General features: G+C 68.6%; 13 protein-coding genes. 4 read left to right on the top strand and 9 right to left on the bottom strand.

Annotation, left to right across the window (positions count from 1 at the left end; all coding sequences use genetic code 11):
* Positions 1 to 97: 97 nt before the first annotated feature.
* On the bottom strand, positions 98 to 4006 hold the full coding sequence (locus ACIBN2_RS43580) for a hypothetical protein (RefSeq protein WP_399143328.1): 3909 nt from the start codon (positions 4004 to 4006) through the stop codon (positions 98 to 100).
* 235 nt (positions 4007 to 4241) lie between these two features.
* Here ACIBN2_RS43580 and ACIBN2_RS43575 point away from each other — a divergent pair, with 235 nt between their 5' ends.
* Positions 4242 to 4655, top strand: coding sequence for a hypothetical protein (locus ACIBN2_RS43575; protein WP_399143326.1), 414 nt, complete (start codon positions 4242 to 4244; stop codon positions 4653 to 4655).
* A 698-nt stretch (positions 4656 to 5353) separates the two neighbouring features.
* Entirely contained in the window at positions 5354 to 6025 is a 672-nt protein-coding gene (locus ACIBN2_RS43570; protein ID WP_399143324.1) for a hypothetical protein, read from the top strand.
* 253 nt (positions 6026 to 6278) lie between these two features.
* Here the strand turns inward: ACIBN2_RS43570 and ACIBN2_RS43565 are convergent, their stop codons facing one another.
* Complete coding sequence (locus ACIBN2_RS43565; RefSeq protein WP_399143323.1) at positions 6279 to 6716, bottom strand: cold shock domain-containing protein; 438 nt, start codon at positions 6714 to 6716, stop codon at positions 6279 to 6281.
* Positions 6713 to 7255, bottom strand: coding sequence for an RNA polymerase sigma factor (locus tag ACIBN2_RS43560; RefSeq protein WP_399143321.1), 543 nt, complete (start codon positions 7253 to 7255; stop codon positions 6713 to 6715). Before ACIBN2_RS43560 ends, ACIBN2_RS43565 begins: the two co-directional genes overlap by 4 nt.
* Before the next feature lie 707 nt (positions 7256 to 7962).
* Here ACIBN2_RS43560 and ACIBN2_RS43555 point away from each other — a divergent pair.
* Positions 7963 to 8292 carry a hypothetical protein gene (locus ACIBN2_RS43555; RefSeq protein ID WP_399143319.1) on the top strand — a complete coding sequence of 110 codons (330 nt, stop codon included), beginning with the start codon at positions 7963 to 7965 and terminating at the stop codon, positions 8290 to 8292.
* A gap of 51 nt (positions 8293 to 8343) precedes the next feature.
* A complete protein-coding gene (locus ACIBN2_RS43550; protein WP_399143317.1) occupies positions 8344 to 8958 on the top strand; it encodes a hypothetical protein in 615 nt (204 codons plus the stop codon).
* On the opposite strand, the gene ACIBN2_RS43545 is transcribed toward ACIBN2_RS43550, so the two are convergent.
* From ACIBN2_RS43545 to ACIBN2_RS43520, 6 genes are all read right to left on the bottom strand, one after another.
* A complete protein-coding gene (locus ACIBN2_RS43545) occupies positions 8943 to 10163 on the bottom strand; it encodes a hypothetical protein (RefSeq protein ID WP_399143316.1) in 1221 nt (406 codons plus the stop codon). The two genes, ACIBN2_RS43550 and ACIBN2_RS43545, sit on opposite strands and share 16 nt — an antisense overlap.
* Positions 10160 to 11272 carry an ImmA/IrrE family metallo-endopeptidase gene (locus ACIBN2_RS43540; protein WP_399143315.1) on the bottom strand — a complete coding sequence of 371 codons (1113 nt, stop codon included), beginning with the start codon at positions 11270 to 11272 and terminating at the stop codon, positions 10160 to 10162. Before ACIBN2_RS43540 ends, ACIBN2_RS43545 begins: the two co-directional genes overlap by 4 nt.
* A gap of 212 nt (positions 11273 to 11484) precedes the next feature.
* The gene (locus ACIBN2_RS43535; protein WP_399143313.1) at positions 11485 to 11850 is read right to left on the bottom strand and encodes a hypothetical protein; all 366 of its coding nucleotides are present in this window, start codon (positions 11848 to 11850) and stop codon (positions 11485 to 11487) included.
* A 647-nt stretch (positions 11851 to 12497) separates the two neighbouring features.
* Positions 12498 to 13535: a Dyp-type peroxidase gene (locus ACIBN2_RS43530; RefSeq protein ID WP_399143311.1), complete on the bottom strand. Its 1038-nt coding sequence runs from the start codon at positions 13533 to 13535 to the stop codon at positions 12498 to 12500.
* 23 nt (positions 13536 to 13558) lie between these two features.
* Positions 13559 to 14083, bottom strand: a complete 525-nt coding sequence (locus ACIBN2_RS43525; RefSeq protein ID WP_399143310.1) for a hypothetical protein — start codon at positions 14081 to 14083, stop codon at positions 13559 to 13561.
* Between the two features lie 4 nt (positions 14084 to 14087).
* A complete protein-coding gene (locus ACIBN2_RS43520; protein ID WP_399143308.1) occupies positions 14088 to 21155 on the bottom strand; it encodes an RHS repeat-associated core domain-containing protein in 7068 nt (2355 codons plus the stop codon).
* Positions 21156 to 21256: the final 101 nt, after the last annotated feature.

Below are 21256 nucleotides of genomic sequence, written 5' to 3'. Positions count from 1 at the left end.
GCTCTAGCGGTCGGTGGTTCGCCTGGAGGAGTGCAGGGTGGAGCGGCGGGCGCGACAGCTACAGGCGGGACGCAGGACCGCACCGACCCAGGATGGTTCAGGTGCGGTATCCGCGGTCGAAGTCGGCTTCCCGCCGACGCTCTTCCTCTTCGAGGACGTCGAGGCTGTGCAGGGCGTCAGCGGCGAAAGCGCGGACAGCAGCGGTCGGGTCTGTGAGCAGCGGGGACAATGCCTCCCGGCGAGGCTGAAGTGCATCAGGAAGATCGGTTGTCATACCGGGCAGGACGACACCCGCCAGCAAGGCGTCTTTAGTGGCTGCATCGACGCCTGCGGACAGAAGCACCGAGATGATCTCTGCCCACAGCGGATCCTGCCATGAGTGCTGGACGGCGGCCGCGGCCTGCCGACGCTGGGCTGGTGCCCCGGACGCCCACTGCCGCAGGATGTCGGCCCAGGCCGTCGTTCCGTCGCCGAGCACCGTCACAACCCCAGCGGCCGTCAGATCGACACGGGCACTGACTCCCGCCGCAGCGCGGGCTTCGTCCATCCTCCGTTGGAAGGCGATGACGAGCCGTTCGCGCGCCGACGGAGGGAGCTTCTCAAGTGACCGCTTCCAGGCGAGCGGGAGGCCGGATCTGCCGTCGGCGGCCAGCAGTTGCTCGGCTGCGACGGCGGCGAACTCCTCCGGCAGAGAGGAGGCGATCTCGGCGGCGCCGTAGGCCGTGTCCTCGTCGAAGTCGACGGTCGCGGCGATCTGATCGGACTCGCTGAACCGACGGCGCAGCCCATCCGCGTACTTCGCGGCGACGGCGGTGTCGATGTGAAGGCTGCTTTTGCGCGCCTCCTGGAGCAAAAAACCGATCACCTCGAGCGTGGTGGGAAGAGCTGGGGCAGGGCACTGCTCCGCGAGCAAGGCAAGGACGGCCATGCGTTGGGCGAGCGGCTGATTGCACGCGACCAAATGCCACGTCAGGTTCCCCGCCAAGCGGGCCGCGCCCTCGCCCCCTGCCGCCGAGGCAGCGGAGGCGGCCTGCAGGAGCAAGTCGAACAGGCGGGGCTCGCGCGCTGGGTGCTCGTGGGCGAAGGACAGCGCCGCAGCGGCCAGACGCGGATCGCCCACCCGTTCCTCCATCCAGGACCACACGGCATCGGGGTGACGCTGTGCGAGTCCCGCCAGCAGAGCATCTTCGCCGGCCATCGGCGCCTGGGCTATCCGCTCGAACGCCGGCTGGGGATCCGGGGCCGAAGCTCCGACCGTCCGAGTGAAGGCAGGAAGCGCGCTGACTGCTACGCCCGTGACATTCGGGCCGGTCTCCTCCAGCAGCCGGAGCGCCTCCGGTAGATCCATCTCGCTGCCCAGTTGCTGTGCGGCGCGCTGCTGGTCTTCGAGCGCCTCACGCCAGGGAGCGCGGCTGCGCAGCGGCTGCAGCACAAGGAGACGGCGAAGTTGGGTGTCCGTGAGTGCCACGGCTGCCACCGCATCCCCGGCTTCGGCCGCTTCGGCAAGGGAATGGGGCCGTGGATCAGGTCCCAGCACAGCCTGGGCTGCGCTGCGCCTCACCGCCAAAGGAAGCGAGTTCCACCGCGCGGCGATCTGTTCAGTGAACTCTCCCGCCGCGATGTCCAATACGGCGACCGCATGGCTGGCCATGGGCACGCCGGAGAACGCCATCGGCCGCGCTCCTTCGCCACGCAACTGACCGGGCAGGGAGACGAGCGTGTGCAGTACGGGCAAGCCTTCACCACTGCGCATTGTGGGTTCGTCCAGCAGTGGGGCGAGCAGCGTGAGGGCCTCGCGCAGCAGGGTGAGGGTTTCGGGGCGATCGGGCAGCACAGCGGCGTGCAGGGAGATGGTGCTCGCTGACTCGGGTGTGCCGCCAGTGCTCTCCACGGTCAGGCGTAGCAGCGGCTGGAGGGCTCCCACAAGCACGCGCGCCAGGCTGAGGGGGCCACGGATGGCGCTCTCCCCGGCGTCCAGCTCCTGCGGAGGGTAGGCAGCCCGGTCCCGGTGCCACCGGGCGATGACCCGCAGGACCTCGCGACGCCGCTCGAACAGTGCGTCAATTTGCTGCGGCAGGGCGTTGGCCGGCGCGGAGCACCACTGCCCGATGGCACGCAGAACCCCCTCGCGCCGGTCAGAGATTTCCACGTGGAGGGCCGGTTCCATCAACCAGGCCACATCGAGCAGCAGGCTGACCGGACTGGGTACCGCATCGAGCCCGATGCGGTGGGCGAGCTGAGCGAACCGCTCGCCCAAGTGCTGCAGACCGTACCGGTAGTGGGCAACCGGGTCTCCGCCGTCCAGCAAGCGGGGTGCAGGATTTGGCGGCCACCGCTTCACCAGCGTCTCGTGCAGGTCCGCGAAGATAGTGGGGGCGGCCACGGCCACTTCACCGGCCAGGCCGACCACAGCCGCCCACTCGCCCAGATGCGCCTCGGACGGCAGCAGTGCGCGGACAGCCGCAGCCAGCCGAGCACCTACGACATGGTCTGCCCGGTCGTGTGCTGCCTGGGCCAGGACGTTCAGTTGAGGACCGAGTCGTGACGCCTCGAATTCCAGGTTCCGGCCAGCGGACGTGGGCTGCCCGTTCAGCTCGAGCTCGGCCATTCCCGCCACCGCTTGCAGCACCCGGTCCACGTCCAGCCGGACCCGGGCGTGAGGATCGAGCGCGTCGGCGAGGAGAACCGGGGCAAGCAGGGCAGGGCGCACCGAGTACGGCGAAGAATCGGCCAGCCCGGCATCGGCCAGCTCATCCAGCAGGACGGACAACCGGTGCGGCTCCGGCGGAAGCGTCGACACCGCACCAGCCAGCAAGGCGAGATCCTCCCCACTGGTGACCGTGCCCAGCACCGCCAGCGCCACCGCCGCGGCCCGGTGCTCCTGCGCGGGGTCGTCGGCCGGCAGACGCCTCCCGACGGTGACCCGCAGCAGATCGGCCGCGCTCGGCCAGTCGAACCGGTTTGCGGCAAGCCCCGCTTCACAGGCTGCATGAGCGATGAGCGGGTTGCCCTGAGCCAGATTGATGACGGTTTCACGGAAGGCCGGATTTAGGATTCCCCGCCCGGTGACAAGCGCGTCGATGCCTCCTCTGTCCAGGGAACGAAGCGGGACGACAGCACCGCCCCAGCGTTCGATGTTCCAGCGCTGCAGCACCCCCAGGTGACGGCCGGGCCGCATCGTCAGGACAAGACGCACGCGGTCGAAACGGCCGTCGTGCAGGAGCGCGGGAAGACCGCTCAGATCCGGGGCGCGGTCGGCATCGTCAATGAGAACAACCAGGGGAGCATCGACCGGTGCTTCCGTGAACGCGCCGGCATCCAACGACACGCCCGTGGGCGCGACGAGCACCGCCGACACCGACTTCGACGCCTCGATCGCCAGACGGGTTTTTCCGACCCCGCCCGCACCCTCCACCACCACGACCCGCGCTGCCGGATTCGTGTCAGCCAATGCCGCTCTGAGCGCCTGCATCTCCGCCTTGCGTCCCACCAAGGGCGCGGTCATCCCTGGCACCGACACGGACAGGGCGTCGATGTACTGCGCCCACGTCGACAGCCTGCGCGGAGCCCGCGGACGCACACCGAGCTCGAGCTCGGCCACCCACCGCAAGCTGTCTGTCTCCAGTTCGGTGACCAGCTCCGCCAGAGTGACGATTTCTACCTCAACGCCGTACTCCTTGCGTGCTTTCTGTCTCCACTTTTCCTTGGTGATCTCGTTGGTCGAGCGGTTCATCACGTAGATCGCTTTGGCCCGTCGGCTGTGCTTGGCGTTCTTCACCAGCTCGGACTTCAGCTTGTCGGTCCACCGCTGCTGCAGACTCGCCCACAGCACCACTTGGTCGTCCTCGCCGAACAAGGGACGGCCGAACGCATCCCGGCCCAGATCCCCCGTGGAGCTGGTGATCCGCAGTTGCGGAAAACGGACCCGCAGCACATGCAGCGCCACCCGCTCGAAGACCTGATCGTTCTCGAGCTCCTGCAGAGCGGCTCTCGCAGTCTCGTACACGGGTGACTCCGCAAACGTGAGAGGACTGTAGGCACGGTCACCTCTGCCGCACCGCAACTTCATCATCGCGCCACAACGGCACAGGCGTAACCCGGGCGCCAAGCTGTGCACCATGCGGACAGCCACCCAGCATCAGCCCGGGTGACGCACCGGAAGCCCTGTCACCTGCCGCATGCGGAACGGTCCCACCGGCCGTCCTCTGTCCACAGACGGCCCCGGGCAGACTCCTGACGTCATGAACACCAGCTCGCCGGGCATCGCCCGGAACAACAGGAAGGCGCCGCGCTGCGAGCGCCACGACGCCTTCCTCCACCCGGAAGAGCAGGCCGAGTCCGCCGCGCGGTTCCCGGCAGGCCACCAGGCGCAGATGGCATTCCTTCTGGCCGCCTACGTCGGCAACGCCGCTGTGGTCGCTGCGCTCTTGGGCACCCGCGCGCGTACGGTGCACCGTCACTGCCGTGGGTGGCCGCTACCTCCCGGGCCCCGGCTGCGCCGGGCCCTGCGCCGCCGTGTCCTGGACCTCGTGTGCCCTGTGGCGGTCGCCGATTCGGTGAGCAGATCCTTGAGTGCTGACGTGCGGTTTGCTCAGTTCGGAGAGCGGATCGCACAAGAGTTGACCGATGGTCAGTGCCTCCAGTTCACCTGCTGAGTGCTTGAGACCTGCGGGTTTGTGAGGGTGCTGACCGGATTGCTCACCAAGAGCGTTGACTGCTCAGCGTGCGGGAGCCGTCGGTTGTGGTGGTCAAAGAACCGGTTTGATGCCCAGTAGTTGCTGGTTCCGCTGAGGTGAGTTCAACTCCCCTTGCATCGGCGGTAGTTCGGGCTGCAGAGGATCAGTCTGGCGGTGGAGTAGTCCGGACGGGCGGCGACAGCCGCGCACAAGCGTGTGACGCGGCTGGTTTTCGCCGACGGGGAAGGCGAGCGGCCCGACCCGTGGCGCCCTCAGCGTCCTCGTCGGCGAGGTTGTCGTGCTCGCCCTTGCTTCCGGTGCCACCGCTATGCCCAGTGAGCGGCCACGCCGAGCCCCTGCGGTCGTTGGTTCTGCTTGGGCGGCTCCAACGACCTTTGGATGACGGGGCGTTCGTGTAGGCCGGTCGCCTGGGTTGAGTCAGTGCGCCGGCCCCCGGTCGCCGAGGCGGCCAGTAGCACACCAAGAGTGGGCCTCCCGCTGGGACCGATGTCCTGCAGGCGGCGTTGGTGTCGGCCCGGCGGGGACGGGCCTTGAGCAGCGTCTTCGGGGCGGGGGTGGCCGACGACTCCGTTCAACGGACGTGTCCCTCGGGTTTTGGTGCAAGCTACAGGCGGTGGTAGACCACCATGACGACTTTGCAGGGGGGTAGAACCGGTATGGCCGGCAAGAAGATGATCATTGGCATGGTGATGGCGCTGGGGACGGTCGGCGCCTGCACGGCTCACGGGTCCGCTCCGGACAGCAGCAAGCACCCGGTCATAAAGGCGAGATCGAAGGCGAGCAAGGCGGCGAGCGCATCACGTGCTGGAACCAGCCTGCGCTTCAGCGGAGACATCCAGGGGACCGCTCGCGGAGCGCTGAAGGTACGCCACGGCAAGGACGGGGCCCACTACGACTACACCGTGCCCGAAGGCGCCACGCAGTGCGTGATGCCCGCCGATGACGGCTTTTGGCAGGCGCAGTTCACGGTACGCGTGAGCGACATCGACTGGGAGATCTCCATCGGTAACGGTGCTTCCTTCGGTTCGCCGAAGCCGGGCAAGCACCTTGCGGTGTACGACGCCGACACGCAGGGCGAGCCGAACGTGCTGACCTTCGACGTCGCCTCGGACAAGGCTCCGAGCAGCGTCGTGCTCGGCGGCGGGGCGGGGAAGTTCCGGTACGTCTACTACCTCCCTGATGACCGCAACAAGGGCAAGGCGTTGGTCACGATCGACCACGGACTGACCTCCGGCACCCTGGACGCCTGGCTTGCTCCCTGGGAGCAGGAGAACGACCAGGAGAAGCCCCTGTTCCACATCACCGGCCACTGGGCCTGCAACGGCTAGACGGATGGCCTCAACGCCCACGAATCTCACGCGAAGACGCCTCCCGCTGCCTACCCAGCGGGGCGACGAAAGCGCCAGCCCCGCCCCGGAGGGGCGTCTCGTTCCCGGACCCTCATGTCTTCGTCCGCGCCCACCAAGAGCGCACGTGATGAACTGTGTTGCCCTGCCGGTGGTGATCAAGCCCGACGGGTTCGGCGATCAGCCGGTCCGGGAGCCCGCATCCGGGTTCCGGGACCGGCCGATGGTGCCGCGGTCAGACGTCCGACGGCGGCATGAGCAGGCGTACATCGCCGGCCCTGCCGTTCTTGATCACGAACTCGACCTGTTCCCCGGGTTTCGGCGCCCGCGAGAAGACCTTGAAATCCTGGCAGTGAACCGGGACTTCGCGGCCTCGGGTCACGGCGATATAGCCCATGCCCTCGCGAGAGTCGAACCACTTGATGCGGCCCCTCAGCACAGGCTCACCCGGTGAGCCGGCCTGGGCCGGTTCGGAGCCCTGCTGCTCGTTGTCCCGCTGCCGCTCGGGGCGGGGCATCACCCGTGCCCTCTGGATCACCTGGTTGAGGCCATCGCCCAGGCTGATCACGTTATGCAGGGAGTCCACTGCGGAGTCGGACACGGCCGCGACGTACTTGTCGAAAGCCTGATCCTGCAGCTCGTCCTTGTCGAGGTCGTCCCACGGAGTGCTCATTCGTCACCCCCCATGAACCAGTCGCGATTGTCGTTGAGGGCTTCCTTGAGCCTTTTGCGTGCCAGGTGCAGGTTCGAGCGGACACGGCCGGCGTCGACACGGAGCAGATCCGAGATCTCCGAAATGCTGAAACCGTCGTAGCTCCAGGCCATGACTTCACGCTGCCGGTCAGGCAACTTTGCGATGGCATCGATGACATCCTTCTCCTCGTCGAGGAGCTTGAGCTGGTCGAAGGACGGGAAGTAGAACCATTCCGCTTCGGTGGCCCGCCGGACGTCCTCGCTCGAACGCTGCTGCTGCGCCCGGTAGTTGCGCAGTGCGGTGGCCCGCACGTACTTCGCCGGGTAGTCGATGCTGTCCCACCGCTGGAACGTCTCCGCGAAGGCGTTCTGGGTCGCGTCCCATGCGTCATCCCACGTCGCACCGTTCTTGTACACGAACAGGACGATGAGCCTGACCTCTGAGGCGTAGAAGTTGGTGAAGCTCGACTGGCTGGCCCACCTGTCCGCAGAGGGGTCCGGGTCGTCGGGCGTTTTCATGTCCAAGGCGCGCTCCTTGCGGGTACCAGTCCCTGGGCTTGATGCTGCCCCGGGGCGGCAGGCCAGGAGCACACCAAGGAGTTTCCCTCTCCGGCACCGGACCAGGTGATCACACCCCCATCGGGAAGCAGGGGAATGACCGCCCGAAGGAGGTCCTGGCGTGATCGTGCTTCCCGCCCGCTGATCCAGGCCCGGAGGAGGACGCCTGGGTACGGGTAGAAATATCGCAGAGCCAAGAGCATTGCGCTCAGCCCCACCACGGCCGGTTCGGCCATCGGAACCTCCTCGCTACGAGACCGGGTTGTCAGGCGCAGTCACTAAGTAAGAGCGAGACGATCACCGATTCATCAAATAGCTGCCCCGTGAACCCATTTCATGGGGCCGCGGCGCGGCGGAGGCGTGACCCGTCTGCGAAGCCGACCGTGGCCGTCGTGCCGTGGACGATCAGCGATCATCCAGTTCGGGTGCGAGCCTGCCTGGCCACGCCCGTCGTGGTGCAGCGACACCGGGCCATCTCCTCGCTCACGCCGTCGGCAGCGGCAGCATCGGCGGGCTTCACGTCCTTTCTGGCTGCGCTCGGCGTGCCCATACCGCCCGGGGGCGGTACGGCGGTGGCTGTCGCGCCGAGCTTCCAGGTCAGGCAAGGCGTTCGACAGGCGGCCCGTCGCCCCCTTGACACAGGATTCGTGATTAGCGAATCATGAATCATGTCTCAAGAAGCCTTGGAGCGGCTGCGCGAGGTGTCCGTACCGGTGTTCGGCAACCGCTACCGGGCGGAGCTGATGCTGGCGCTCGCCTCGGCGGACGGGCACGGAGTGTGTCTGGGCGATCTCGCGGTGGCCCGTCAGGTGCCGGCGAGTGTCTACCAGGCGCCGATGCGGGCTCTGGTGGAGGCGGGCCTGGCCCGGAAGCTGCCGCGGGTCGCGGGGGAGAGGCGCCGCTGGTACCGGCGCAGTGACAACGACGCGCTCTGGCAGTGTCTTGAAGGCCTGTTGAGCTGTTTGGCACAAGCACCCGTACCCATACGGGTTGGATAGACGACGGGGCCGCCGCGTGCGGCCGAGGCCCGGTGAGGCAGGGTGGAGGCCATGGCGACCTTGGCGAACTCCGTGATCGACCGTTCCGTACGGACGGCATCCGCCGCTCTGCTGGAGACGGGCGCGCAGACCCAGGTTGCATCCCTGCAGGGCGTGGAGGCCCTGTTCTTCTACCGGCCGGATGTGGCCGAGCACGCCCGGCGCCGGCAGGCCGCTGCCACCCGCCTTGACCGGATGGCGGCGCTGGAGACCCTCCTGGACCTCCCGGTGGACGCCCCCGTTCCGCTCGCCACCCTCGATGCCGACCAGCGGCGCGCCGTGCGGGCCCTGCCCGCAGGGTGCGTGGACCGTGATCGCACGTCGGTGACCCGGCGCGCGGTGCGCCCGGTACATGTCGACCTGGCGGTCGTCCGGGCCTCCGGATGGCGCCAGGGGCTGCACGATGCCGGCCGGTTCGCTCCGTTCTGCCGCCGCGCCATGCTGCTCACCCGCCGCCCCGCGCACCTGGATGAGGCGCTGACCGAGGCCGACTTCTACGGCATCGGTGTCTTCCTCGCCGCCGGTGACGGCGTCGAGATGGTGCTGGAGCCGGCCCCGTACCGGCCGCTGCGCCACACCGCTGCCGCATGGTGTTTCATGGAGGAGCTGTATCAGCTCCTGCGGTAGTCATTTGCGTCCGCCCGCGCCGATGCCGCCTCATCGGCCGGGGCGGCCAGCGCCCACCGCTTGAGCTGCGGGGGCACCTTGAACCCGTTGGGCTGCAGCAGCTGCGCGTTCAGCAGTGGATACCGGTCGACGGCCGCCAGGCAGCGCTCGTGCCACCACTGCTGGCGCGCACGGCCGGACGGCAGGGCGGTCAGGGTGCGCAGCCACTCCATCAGGACCGCCACGTTGTGCGCGGCCGCCCGCGTCTGCCGGTCGCCCGCGTTGCTGGCGAACGAATCCAGCGCCCGCACCCCCTCGCACACCGCGCAGCCGCAGACCGGTGCTGCGGCGCCGGCGAAGCGGTCGGCCAGCGTCTTGCCGAGGAAGAAGTGCATCAGCTCGGGAAACAGCACGTGCGGTGACGTCGAGAAGTTCTTGCTGGTCTTGGCCTTCTCGCCGGGGGCGACGATGTGCCGCAGCCGGCTGCCGGCGCCGAACGCCGTGAACGCCGCCCCCGCGGCCAGCGCGCCGAAAGCGGCCAGGTCGGTGCGCAACAGCGCGGCGCCCGGCACCTCGGCGACGATGCGCCGCAGATGGTCGACGGACCTGGGGTGACGGGCGAGCGGGTCCATCTGCCCTCCCAGCATGAGGGCCTTGGGCCCGGGCACCAGCCGCAGGCAGGCGATCAGCTGCCGCACCGAGTCCTCCTCCCGCAGCCAGCCCACGTCGACGGGCGCGGCGAAGACGACCTGCGGATCGTCCAGTGCGGCCACCTGGCGCACCGCCGCCTTGAGCGCCTCGGAGTCCTCCGCGTGGAGGTATCCGGTCGGGCTCATCGGCGCGGTGACGCCTACGGCCCGCTGCTCCGCCAGCGACACGGCCAGCGGATCGTCGAAGGCGAACGTGTCCTCGCAGGCGTTGGGGAAAGGCTCATCCCCGCTCGCCGCCCGCACCTCGTACACGGCCGGGTCCACCAGCAGCGGTCCGCCGAACTGCTCGGCACCGCGCAGCTTCCTGGCCTGCTGCAGGGCGTTGGGGCCGCACAGCACCAGCCCGCTGCGGCCCGCGTCGAGCTGCGGGCGGAAGTAGCCGACGCGGGCCGGGCTCACGTGCAGCAGCAGACGGCCCTGCAGCACGCGCAGCGCACCGGTCAAAACCTGGGGTACGTCGGGCGGCTCGGTAAGATCCGAGCGGGGACGCGGCAGCGGAGCAGACGGGTCGATCATGGCCTCACCTTCGAAGCGGCATGGGATAACGAGCGGTCGCCTGCCACGTACAGGCGCTCAAAGTCCCCGGGCAGCAGGCGGGCACAGGCCGCCGCCCGGTCGATGTCCAGCCCGCGCTCCGACAACAGGGTGTCGACCAGCGCGTCCACGCGCCGCGGCCGTTCCGGGGCGATGTCGACCGGCTCGGCGGTGCGGTAGCCGAGCGCCGACATCTCCACCACCACGGTGCGGTACTGCCAGTCGCTGAGAGCGTTCAGGTCGACCGCGCGCCGCAGCAGGGCACTCATGGACACCCGCCAGATCCGCTTGAGCTCCGCCAGCCGGGCCAGGTCCACCCCGCCGGTGAACGCCTGCCGGATGTCGGCCGCGGGCATCAGGAACTCCGAGGCGAAGGCGTCGGCCTGCTTCTCCTGCTCTCCCGCGGTGCCGGGTTCGCAGTGCATCACCAGATGCCCCAGCTCGTGCGCGACGCTGAAGCGGCAACGGTCGCCCGGAGCACGGTCGTTGACCAGCATCAGCGGCATCTGGCGGCCGTCCCACTGACTGACCGCGTCCAGCAGCCTGCTGCCCAGGTCGCGCACCACGACCCAGGCACCCGCCGTCTCAAGGGAACCGATCACATCGGCCACTGGTCCCGCGGGCAGTCCCCACTCCCGGCGCACCTGGCGCGCCGCGTCCCGGGCGGTCGTGAGATCGTCCAGGACCACCCGCGGGACCCGGTGCCCGTCCTCCGCAAGGGCGGCGGCACCCGCCATCCCCGACACCTGCAGCCGCACCAGGGCGAGTTGGGCGTGAATGCGGCGCAGTGCCGGCGCGGACAGCGAGGCCCGCTTGCGGTGATGGATCAGCCCCACGCCCACGCCGCTCACCTGCGGATCCACGCACAGCAGCTCCGAGGGATAGCCGAGGGCGGCGGCGTACAGCACCAGCCGGTCCTCGCCGACCGACAGCCGTCCCGACTCCGCCCGGCTGACGTAACCCTGGGAGACGACGGCCGCCCCGTCCGACGCCTTGGTCATGGCATCGGCGACCCCGGTCTGCGTCATCCCCCGCGACTCGCGCGCAAGCGCGAGCATCCCGGGATGCGCCTGCAGGTCACCGGACGTCACCACACCACACCACCTCAGATCAGACCTCAGAACATTAACACGGAATATTCCTGGGGTGATTCGGGAATGCCGTTGCGCCGGTCACACCAACTCCCGCCCCACGGCGTCCTCGTGACCGTGCGCACCACGCGCCCGCCCGCTCCATGACGTGCGGGACCCCCGGCGCAGCCCGGGCCCGCCTTCGGGCACCTGCACGTGGGCCACCGCCTGGATCACGCCCACGTGATCCAGGCGCTGACGGCCGCCGCAGCCGCGAGCGCGACCAGGACGACCCACCCAACGGGCACGCGGCGCAGCGGCATTCGCCGCCCCTGCCCGGCGACGCTGGCACTGGCCCTGCCACCGTGCTGCGCCAGCGCGACCGGCGCGTGCACCTCGACGGAGGCGTGGTCACCGGCATGGATGTTGATGCTCGGGAAGCCCTCCAGGACGTGCGCGACCTGGTCCGGCATCGGATCCTGCTGGCCGCGCGGCATCACGGCCTTCAGCTCGGCGACCAACTGGACGAGCCGTGTGCGGACTTGGTCCAGGACGCCCTCCAGCGCCGACACGTGCACGGACCAGTACAACCTGACCACCTGCCGGCCCGACTCCCCGACTCATCAGCGTGGCCAGGCCGGCCGCCATCGGCACACAGCGCCACCGTCCCGCCGCGATCAGCGACTCGACCTGGTGGACCCCCATGCCGAGGCGGAACTCGTCGCCGATCTCGTCCCGTGCGAACTCCGGCAGGTCGAAGAAGCCGACCTGGTGATGCCGGACGACGCCCAGCCCCGCGACGAAGTCCACCATCAAAGGAGCGGGAATCCATGCCTGATGGACGACGCCTTCGTTCCACGGTGCCGACCGCAGCCTTGTCCGCAAGTTCCACCCGGGGCTTCTCACGGTGCGTCCTGGAACCAGCCCTGCTGGTAGGCCCGCAGCGTGAATTGGAGGTGACCTGCACCTCGAGCTCGGCGGCGTCTCCGCAGCCCCGGCAACCTGTGGCGGTCCGAGCCTTACGCCGGTTCCCAGACCGCGCACTCCAAGGACGGCGTGCGTGGAGACGAAGCCTCCTGCCGTGATCATGTCTGCAGCTCCGGTGCCCGTGCTCGGTCCTGCACCAGTTTGGGGAACCGGCTCCGGCATCAACGGCCCAATGAGCGGCCATTGTTGACACCGCACGTCGTGGCGGAGGTCCGAGCGATAGGGTCGGCGTCGGTCTCATCCGCTATACCGTTCCTGCTCACGCCAGCGCGTCGAGCCAGTTATCGCCGGGTGGGGGGACGAAGAAGTAGCCGCCTCCGACGGTGAGGATGTATTTGGCCATGGCTTCGTCCTGCAGCCGCTTCTGCACGGCTTCGAAGCCTTGGGCGAGGTCGCGTTGGAAGCAGGAGAAGATCAGGCCTTGGTCGTCGGTGCTGCGATGGTAGTTGTAGCCGCGTCGAACCAGGGGTGGGGGATGGCGTCGGTCGGGTGTTGCTCGGCGGACGTGTGCGTCGAGCGGTGTGATCTTGCCCTGTGGGTCTGAGGCGAAGACCGCGCGCTCATCGGCGGGGGTGCCATCGAGCCAGCGCCCGTCTCTGCGGCGCCCGATGATGCGCTCTTGGTCGTGGGGTGTCTCCCGGTCCCAGAAACCGGTGGCGAGACGAATGATCCGGATCACCTGATAGCTTCCGCCCACTGTCCAGGCCGGCTCATCCTGGTCAGCTCTGACCACTGCTCGCTCGATAACGCCTGCCGGTGTGCCGGGATTGCCGTAACCCTCGGTGAAGTGGAAGGGGTTGCGGGCCAGCTCTCTGCCGTCCTGCGTGCGGTTTTCGGGACGTGTGCCGTTTATACGCCAGCGTATTCGCCACTGAGGCAACGCTCGTAGCGTCCGGTGCACGGCCTCTCGGAGGGTATGAGGTGACGTCGCGGTGATCTGCAACAGGAGATCACCGTTGGAATATGATGGATCCAGCACGTCGCCGGCGAACGACGGCATCGGCTTGAGACGACGTGGCCTCTCGGCTTTCGAGGGCAGCGCGCCGTCGCCCACTGCCAACCAGGCGGCGATTGGTCCGCCGTCGATCGCAGAAACTGCGCGGTGTGCGGCACGCAGGGCGCTGGCGTTGCCCTCTGTGGCCGCTTGATCCAGGGCTATGACCTGGGCATGAGGCAGCGGGGCTGCGCGCAGGGCAGGCGACTGGTTCGGGCGGGCGGCCGCGCTGCGTTGGACCGCCATACCCGCGGCGGCCAGGCCGCCGGTTCCCAGGGCAGCGACGGCGATCGTGCCGCCCACGACTCCCCGTCTGCTTGGCTGTCTCACCTGTTGGTTTCACGCCCCTTGGCCTCGGGGGAGAGTCGCGAGTCTTCTTCGAAGGACTGCAGCAGCTTGGCGGCGGCTTGCGCGACATCAGGGTCGACGGAAGAGGTCAGGCCCTCGAAGACGTGGTGTCCTGCCCTGACCGCTTCCTGCGCTGCTGCTTCCCATCCCACCTGCTGTGCGAGATGGATGTCTGTACCGGAGGAGAAGGCCTGCGAAGCGGCGCTCCACTGCCGTCCAATGAAGATTTTCCGCAGGAGTTCAAGGACGTCCGCCTTGCATAAGACGTGGGGGGCGCCAGCCAGCTCGACGAGAAAGGGGACGGTGGGCGCGGTCGCCTCCTGCACGACGAAGCCCAATTCACAGACAAGGTCACCGAGTTCGTCCACGGCCAGACGTGCCGTATCCCGGTCGGACCAGGCCGCCTTGGACAAGAGCGCGGGCACCGCGCGCGCCGATGCCCCTCCAGCAGCCTGCAGACGTGACCACTGCACACGCTGCAAATCTTTGAGGATGACACCCATGTCGTCACCCGCCTCCAAAGGTATCGGTGATGCCCAGCCGGCGCATGAGCTGCTGGCAGGCGGGGCATCCTGGGATGAGCCGCCTGTTGGCCGGGTTGTCGAACGGCTTGTGGACCATCGCGAGACTGCTGCTCCCCTTGATCCTTTCACCTGCATTGAGGGCATCAGTGATGCAACCGATCTCGGCGCAGCCACCGTGGTGGTCGAGCTGTCTGACGACCCTCCTGAGGACGAGCGGCAAATCCCCTAGTTCGGCGGGCGAACGGAATCGGCTGACGTTGAAGTACATGTTGCCGGATGGGGTCCACAGGACGCTGGTTGCACCGCTGTTGGACCCGGGGCCCATTCTGAGGAGGTCGGTGTAGACCCTCAAGGGGCAAACGAGCGGGTTGTCGTTGTGAACGAGGACTGCAGTGCCTGCCGCGAGGACGTAGTAGGTGTGCAGTTCGTCGACGGTGAGGTTGTAGACCGCGGTGCGCCTGACATGGTGCCGGGCAGCACTGATCTGGACCCAGGTGCCGGAGCTGGTCTGCAGCCATTGGCCTGCGACGAGGTCGCCGGCTTTGACCCATTGATGGAGTTGCGGGACCCAGAAGGGGTGGCCGTCAGTAGCGGTAATGGTGCCGGTCTTCGTTCCGGTGGGTCCGTCGGTATCCAGGGTGATATCGACGACGTTCTTGCGACCGTCCCCCCTGATCAGGGAGGTGACCTTGCGGGGCCCGGTTTCCCCGGTCCGGGGATCGCTGGCGATCACTGTGTCGCCGATGGCGACGTCCCTGATGGGCTTGCGCGTTCCGTCGGCCATCAGGACGGGGGTGTCTCCGGTGAAGCTGTTGGGGGCGGCGCAGCCCGCCACGCGGGAGCCTGCCCTGCCCTCGGCCAGGGCGCCGAAGCCTTCACCGAGCATGCCGGACAGACAGCCGATGGCGGCGGACTGGCCGACCTGTCCCCAGTTGACCTTGCGGCCGGACAGGCGCTGGGAGAGCCAGTCCAGGCCGCCGTCCATGAGACCGCCGACGACGCAGCCGGCGATCAGTGGATTGTTACCGGTGGGGTCGGTGTAGGTGGTGGGGGAAGCGAGAGCGTACTGGTAGAGGTTGGTGCCCCCGGCCTGGCCGCTCGGGTCCTGGGAGATGAAGCGGCCGGTCTGGGGGTCGTAGTAGCGGTCGCGGTAGTAGAGCAGACCGGTGTGGTCGTCCTCGCGGCCGGTGAAGGTGTAGGGGTTGGTCGAGGTGGCGCCGGAGACGGTGGGGGTGCCGTTCGGGTCGTAGGCGTAGGTGGTGGCGACGGTGCCGTCGGTATTGGCCAGACCGACCACGCTGTCGAGGGCGTCGGTCAGGTAGACCTGCGTCGTGCCGCCCTCGTTGCGGGTGAGGTATTCGTCGAGGCCCGAGGTGGCCACGGTGGCTGTGGTTGTCCCCGAGCCGTTCTGCTGCACCAGCGGGTTGGAGCCGTCGGTGAGGAACCGGCTGGTGGTGCCGCCGATGGTCTTGGAGATGCGCCCGCCGATTGGGTCGTAGCCGAACGTTGAGGTGGTTCCTGCCGTGGACAGGCCGGTCAGCTCGCCGCGGGCGTTCCAGGTGTAGGTGCGCAGGCCGTCGTTGGTGAGCTGTCCGTTGAAGTTGTAGGTGAAGGTCCGGCCGCCGTAGCTGGAAACACGGTTGTCCTTGCCGAACTGCGTGCCGCTTTCCGCTGCGGGAAGAGCCACTTTGGCAAGCGATCCGCTCAGGCTGGTCTGTTGGGCGCGCTGGTCCCGCGTGTAGGCCAAATCGCCGATGGTCTTGGAGCCTTGGGTGTAGGCGATGGAGGCTATGACACCGGTGGTGTCATAGCCGGTGGTGCGGGTGATCCCGCCCGGCAAAGTGGCGGTCTTTTCCCGGCCCACCGCGTCCAGGCCGAAGGTGACCTCCTGGGATCCGGATGTGATGGAGGTCAGGATGTCCGAGGTGTCGTAGCCGTAGGTGGTGCTGGTCCCGGCCGCGGTCATCTTGGTGCGCCGGTCGCCGTTGTCGTAGTCGTACGTGACGGTGCCGGTGGGGCCAGTGGTCGACTTCAGGCGGTCGTAGACGTCGTAGGTGAAGGACTGGGCGCCGGCCTGGCTGTCGGTGAGCTGTTTGGGAAGGTCATTGTCGTAGTAGTCGTAGCTGACGGTGGATTCGGCCTGGTTGAGAGCGTTGACCCCGTACTGGGCGGTCTTGGGGCGTCCGAGCAGGTCGTATTCGGCGGTTGCTGCCTGGCCTGATCGGTTCGTTGTCTGCTTCAGGTGACCGGCCGCGTCATAGGTGAACAGGGCCTGCTTGCCAAGGGGGTCGGTGGCCGTCTTGGGCCGGTCGGCGTCGTCGTAGCCCCAGGTGGTCGTGTTGTTGCGGGCGTCGGTCAGGGTGGTGAGGTTGCCGTTGGCGTCGTAGTCGAGGGCGGTGGTGTGGCCGAGGGGGTCGGTGATCTCCCGGGTCTGGTTGAGCTTGTCGTAGGTGACGGTCGTCAGCGAGCCCGCTTCGTCGCGCAACGCGGTGACGCGGCCGGCCGCGTCCGTGAACTGGCGGCTGGTGCGTCCCTCGGAGTCCTTCACCGAGGCCAGGTCCCCGTGGCTGTAGGTGTATTCGGTGACGGCGTCGGCGTTGTCGGTGGCCGATTTGAGCTGGCCGTCCGCGCCGAAGCCGAAGGTCGTCTTGCGGCCTTCCGGGTCGGTTGCGGTCTGCAGGTCACCGCTCGCGTCGTAGGTGAAGACGGTGCTGTGGCCCAGCGAGTCGGAGGAGGTGGAGGGCTGGTCGTAGGGCCCGTCGAACGTCGTCGTCCCACTAGAGCGGGCATCGGTGGTGCCGGCCAGCTCGAGCGCGGAAGTGGCGTGCCCGTGGGCGTCGTAGGACAACTCGGTGCGCCGCCCGTAGGGGTCGACGATCGCGCTGACGCGGTGGTTGGTGCCCCGCTCGTAGATCGTCTTGCGGGCCAGCGAGGTCCCGTAGGCCTCGGTGTCCGCGACGCCGAAGCCAGCAGTGTCGAACTCCACCCGCCGCACGGCACCGCCTGGTTGGGTCACCTGCGTCGCGGTGACCTGGTTGGTGCCGGTGATGGTGTAGGCGAAGGAGTACTCCTGCCCCTCGGTCAGCGTCTGGTGCTTGACGCGGCCGTCGGTGTCGTAGTCGTTGCTCATGTAGACGATGCCGCGGGCGTCGGTGGCCGTCTTGATGCGGTTGGAGGCGCCGTTGTAGGTGTATGAACTGGCCTTGCCCGCCGGGTCGGTGACCGTCTTCAGCCGTCCCGCGTCGTCGTAGGTGTAGGACGTGGTGCGGCCGGTGTTGTCCCGGGCGCCGCTGACGCGGTGCTGGTCGTCGTAGGTGAGGGAGATCCAGCGGCCGCCCGGGGTCATGATGGTGGTGATGTCGCCCTTGGTGCCGTTGGAGCGGGTCAGGCGGATCGCGTTGCCGTGCCGGTCGCGGATCTCCTGCAGCGGCCCGTACCAGGGGAAGATGTAGTCGCTGCCGTCGCGCAGGCGCAGGTGCCATCCCCCCGACTCCTGCTGGATCTTGGAGCCGTCGAGGCCGGTGGGAGTGCCTTCGGGTTCGAAGACGGCGTCGCCGTAGGAGGTGCCGGCCGAGGTGCGGACGAAGTGGACCTTCTTCCCGCCCGGCAGATACAGGTCCACCTCGGTGTAGAGGTGTTTGGAGTGCAGGTACATGTTGTACGACAGGTCGCGGCCGATGCCGAAGGCGCGGGAGCGGGTATCGCCCTGCCAGTAGGTGCGGGTGACCTCGGCCGAGCCCAGCGGGTCCGCGACGCCGAGGTCGGTGCGGGAGTCGGTGAGCAGGCCGGTCTGCAGGTCGACCGGGTCGCCCGACAGCCAGTCGAAGACGTCGCCGATGGCGGAGATGTCGAAGGGGATCGCGTCGGAGACGCTGATCATGGCGCCGGTGAAGGACCAGATCTTCGTCTTCGTGTCCGGGACGACCTGCTTGCCGTCGCGGCTGACGGTGCCGTGCCCGTAGGTGTGCCAGCCCTTACCCGCCGGGTCGTAGGCGAGGAAGTCGACCCGGGCGCCGGGGGCTTCGTCGGTGTAGTTGGGGTAGATGATCTGCGCGCCGTCGGGGAAGACGTAGCTGCCGCCCGGCTGCACCGTGAAGAAGATCGGCACGACGCTGTTCTTCGGCAGCGGGAACGGCGAGCGGTCCACCGGGATCGCGGTGATGCCCAACTCGGTGACCGGCTTGCCGTGCTCATCGCGCACCACCGAGCCCTTGGGCAGGCGGACCTCCAGACCGGGGATGTCGGGCGTGGTCAGCGTGACGTCCGACTTGGCCGGGGCGTCGAAGGTGACGGTGTGCTTGGTGTCCAGCGGGCTCATCCACACCGGGAAGCCCAGATCCGTGCTGTGGCCCGCCACCGGGTGGATGCGGATGTCGTAGCGGCCGTAGCTGCGCTTGGCGGTGTTCGCGCTCGTACCGTCCACGGTCAGCGTCTTGGCTGACGTACTGAGGCCGGCCAAGACGAAGCGGCCCTGGGAGTCGGTGCGGGTGCTCTTCTTGCCCACGCGGACCGTGACCTGGGCCAGGGGCTTGCCGTCCAGCTTCAGCACGTGGCCGGTCATCGCGGTGCTGTGGGGTGGGGCCCGCAGCCGGGCCGGGGCCTTCGGCGCGGGCTTGCGGTGGGTGAGCCAGTCGCGGCCCTTGAGGTTGCCGGCGGACGGATGCCAGGCGTCCGCGCCCGTGGGCACGATGCCTGCGGCCTTCTTCGCCTTCGCTTCCTTGGCCGCGGCCTGGCGCTTGAGGGCATCGCAGCGGTCGGCGCGCACCTTGAGCCAGTCCGGCCGCGGCACCAGGAAGCCCCGAGCCAGCTGGTCCACCAGGCACGTCGCGCGCAGCGAGGGGTGCGGCACTACGGTGGTGAGGGCCTTTGCGGCGGCTGCGGCCGCGGTGGCGGTCTTGAGGGTGAGGTCGACAGTGCCGGTGGCCAGGCTGCTGGGGCTGATCTGCACCTGGTAGGTACCGGATTCGGGAACGTCCGTCAGCGCAATGGTGCCGGAAGCACCGGCCGACACCAGCCGTCCGCTGACCACCTTGGTGCCGGACGGGGCCACCACCGTCACCGACAGGCTCTTGGTGAACGTGTTCGCCGCCAGCCCCAGCGACAGGTCGTCGCCCGCCTGCGCGCTGAACGTGGCATGGATGTCCTGCCCGGGCCGGCTGGCCGTCGCCTTGGCCGCGGCGCCGCCCACCGTCAGCGCGCCCGCCTCGGACGGCTTCGACAACGTCAGCGTCACCTTGCCGGTGTCCAGCTTCCGGCCCGTTATCCGCACGGTGTAGGTGCCGGCCGCGGCCAGCGCGTCGCTGTCCCAGTCGGCGTCGCGGCCCGGCGCCGAGGTGAAGCTGGTGAGGTAACTGTCGCCCGGCCCGTGGATCTCGAGGACCGCGTAGGACGGGATGGTCGTGCCCGTGGCGCCCAGGCTGACATGGTCCCCGGCCTGCACGGTGAAGGACGCGACACCGTCCTGTCCCGGCCGGGCGAGATCCAGCGTCGTCGACGGGCCGGCCGGATCGAGCGTGCCGCCCTGCACGTAGTGCGAGATGGCCACCTTCACGCTGCCGGTACCGCCCGCGTCGGGATCGCAGCGCAGCGTGTACTGGCCAGCCTGGGGGAGCGAGTCGACGTCGAGGGAGTTGCTGTCGCCGTTCGGGACGGGCAGGTAGTCGCCCTGCATGCCGTCCGGCCGGTACACGTAGCAGCGGGTGTAGCTGCTCATCGCCGTGGCGTCGACCCCGACGCTCAACGACTCGCCCTGGGCCGCGGTGAACGACCAGGCACCGTCCTGCCCCATCCGGGACAGACTGGTCGTCACGGTCGGCCCGTCGAAGGCCACCGCCTCGCCCACCGGCTTGGACAGGAACACGGCCACCGAGCCGGTGTCGGTGCTGCCGCGCGGGTCGATGACGAACTGGTAGGTCCCCGTCTCCGGAAGGTTCAGCGCCTCCCAATCGGCCGACGTGCCGGAGAAGTTGCTCGCCGACACGGTGGTGCCCTGCGGGGAGACGAGGCTGATGTCGGCGAGGGCGGAGAACGTGGCCCCCTGCAGACCGAACCCGATCGCGTCACCGCGGTCCGCATCGAACAGGATCCGCGCCTTGTGCCCGGCGGTCACCACCGCGACCTGGGAGGGGTCCGTGTCGGTCACTGAGGCGCGCATGGTCGTGTCGAACAGCGCCTCGCTGGCGTCCGCGGTGACGGTGAAGTCGCTGGGCGCCGTGGCCGAGCCGTCCGGGGTGGCCAATTCCACCCGTCCGGTGCGGGCGTTGGGCGGGACCTCGACCGTCAGGGAGGTGCTGGTGCGGGCCTTGATTTCGGCGACGATGCCGTTGAAGCGGACGACGTTGTCGGTCGCGGCGGCCGCGAACCCGGTGCCGGTGAGGACGACTTGATCGCCGGTCACGCCGGAGGCAGGTTCGATCTTCGAGAGGGTGGGGCCGGAGGGGGCCACCGTGAACGACTCGGCGGCTTCGACACTCTTCCCGGCCACGGTCACGGCCACCTTGCCGCTGACCGCATCCGCGGGCACGCTCACCACGAGGCGGGTGACGGAGGCCGACGTGACGGTGGCGGCCTTGCCGCCGAACGTCACGGCATTGCTCGCCGCGGTGGGGGAGAAGCCGGTGCCGGACAGGGTGACCTTCGCACCCGCCGCGGCCCTGACCGGGACCACCGACAGCACCGACAGGGTGCTGGAGGCATACCGGTCGATGCCCAGCCGGTTGCCGGCCTCGTCGTAGCGGTAGCGGGCGGTCTCACCATCGGGGTCACTCACGCCGACCAGGCGGCCCGCGGCGTCGTAGGCGTAGACAGCGTTGTCGGTGGTGGATTCAGCGGCGGCGGAATCTGTATCCGTGGGGGCAGGTTCGGCTTCCTGCTGGGAGAGTTGGGGTGGTGCCGTCTGCGAGGTGACAGAAGCGCGGGAAAGATCGGGGTGTGGTGGCGTTGCATCGGCTGACACAGTGCCCGCGGCCAGGGCGAGAACCAGCGCACCCACCGTCGCCAGCCGTCGTCGACCATGTCTGACTGCGCGAAGAAATCCGCCCCGTAATCGCATTGCGCCCTCCCCAGAGCACTTCACAGAGCGCATGGCTCCCGTGAACCCCACCCACAACGCACGAGCGGTCACACCGTAGACACTGAAAGTCATGTACGCGA

The sequence above is a fragment of the Streptomyces sp. NPDC050534 genome, assembly GCF_044457745.1.
GTDB lineage: Bacteria > Actinomycetota > Actinomycetes > Streptomycetales > Streptomycetaceae > Streptomyces.
This window is presented reverse-complemented; position numbering and strand designations above follow the sequence as displayed.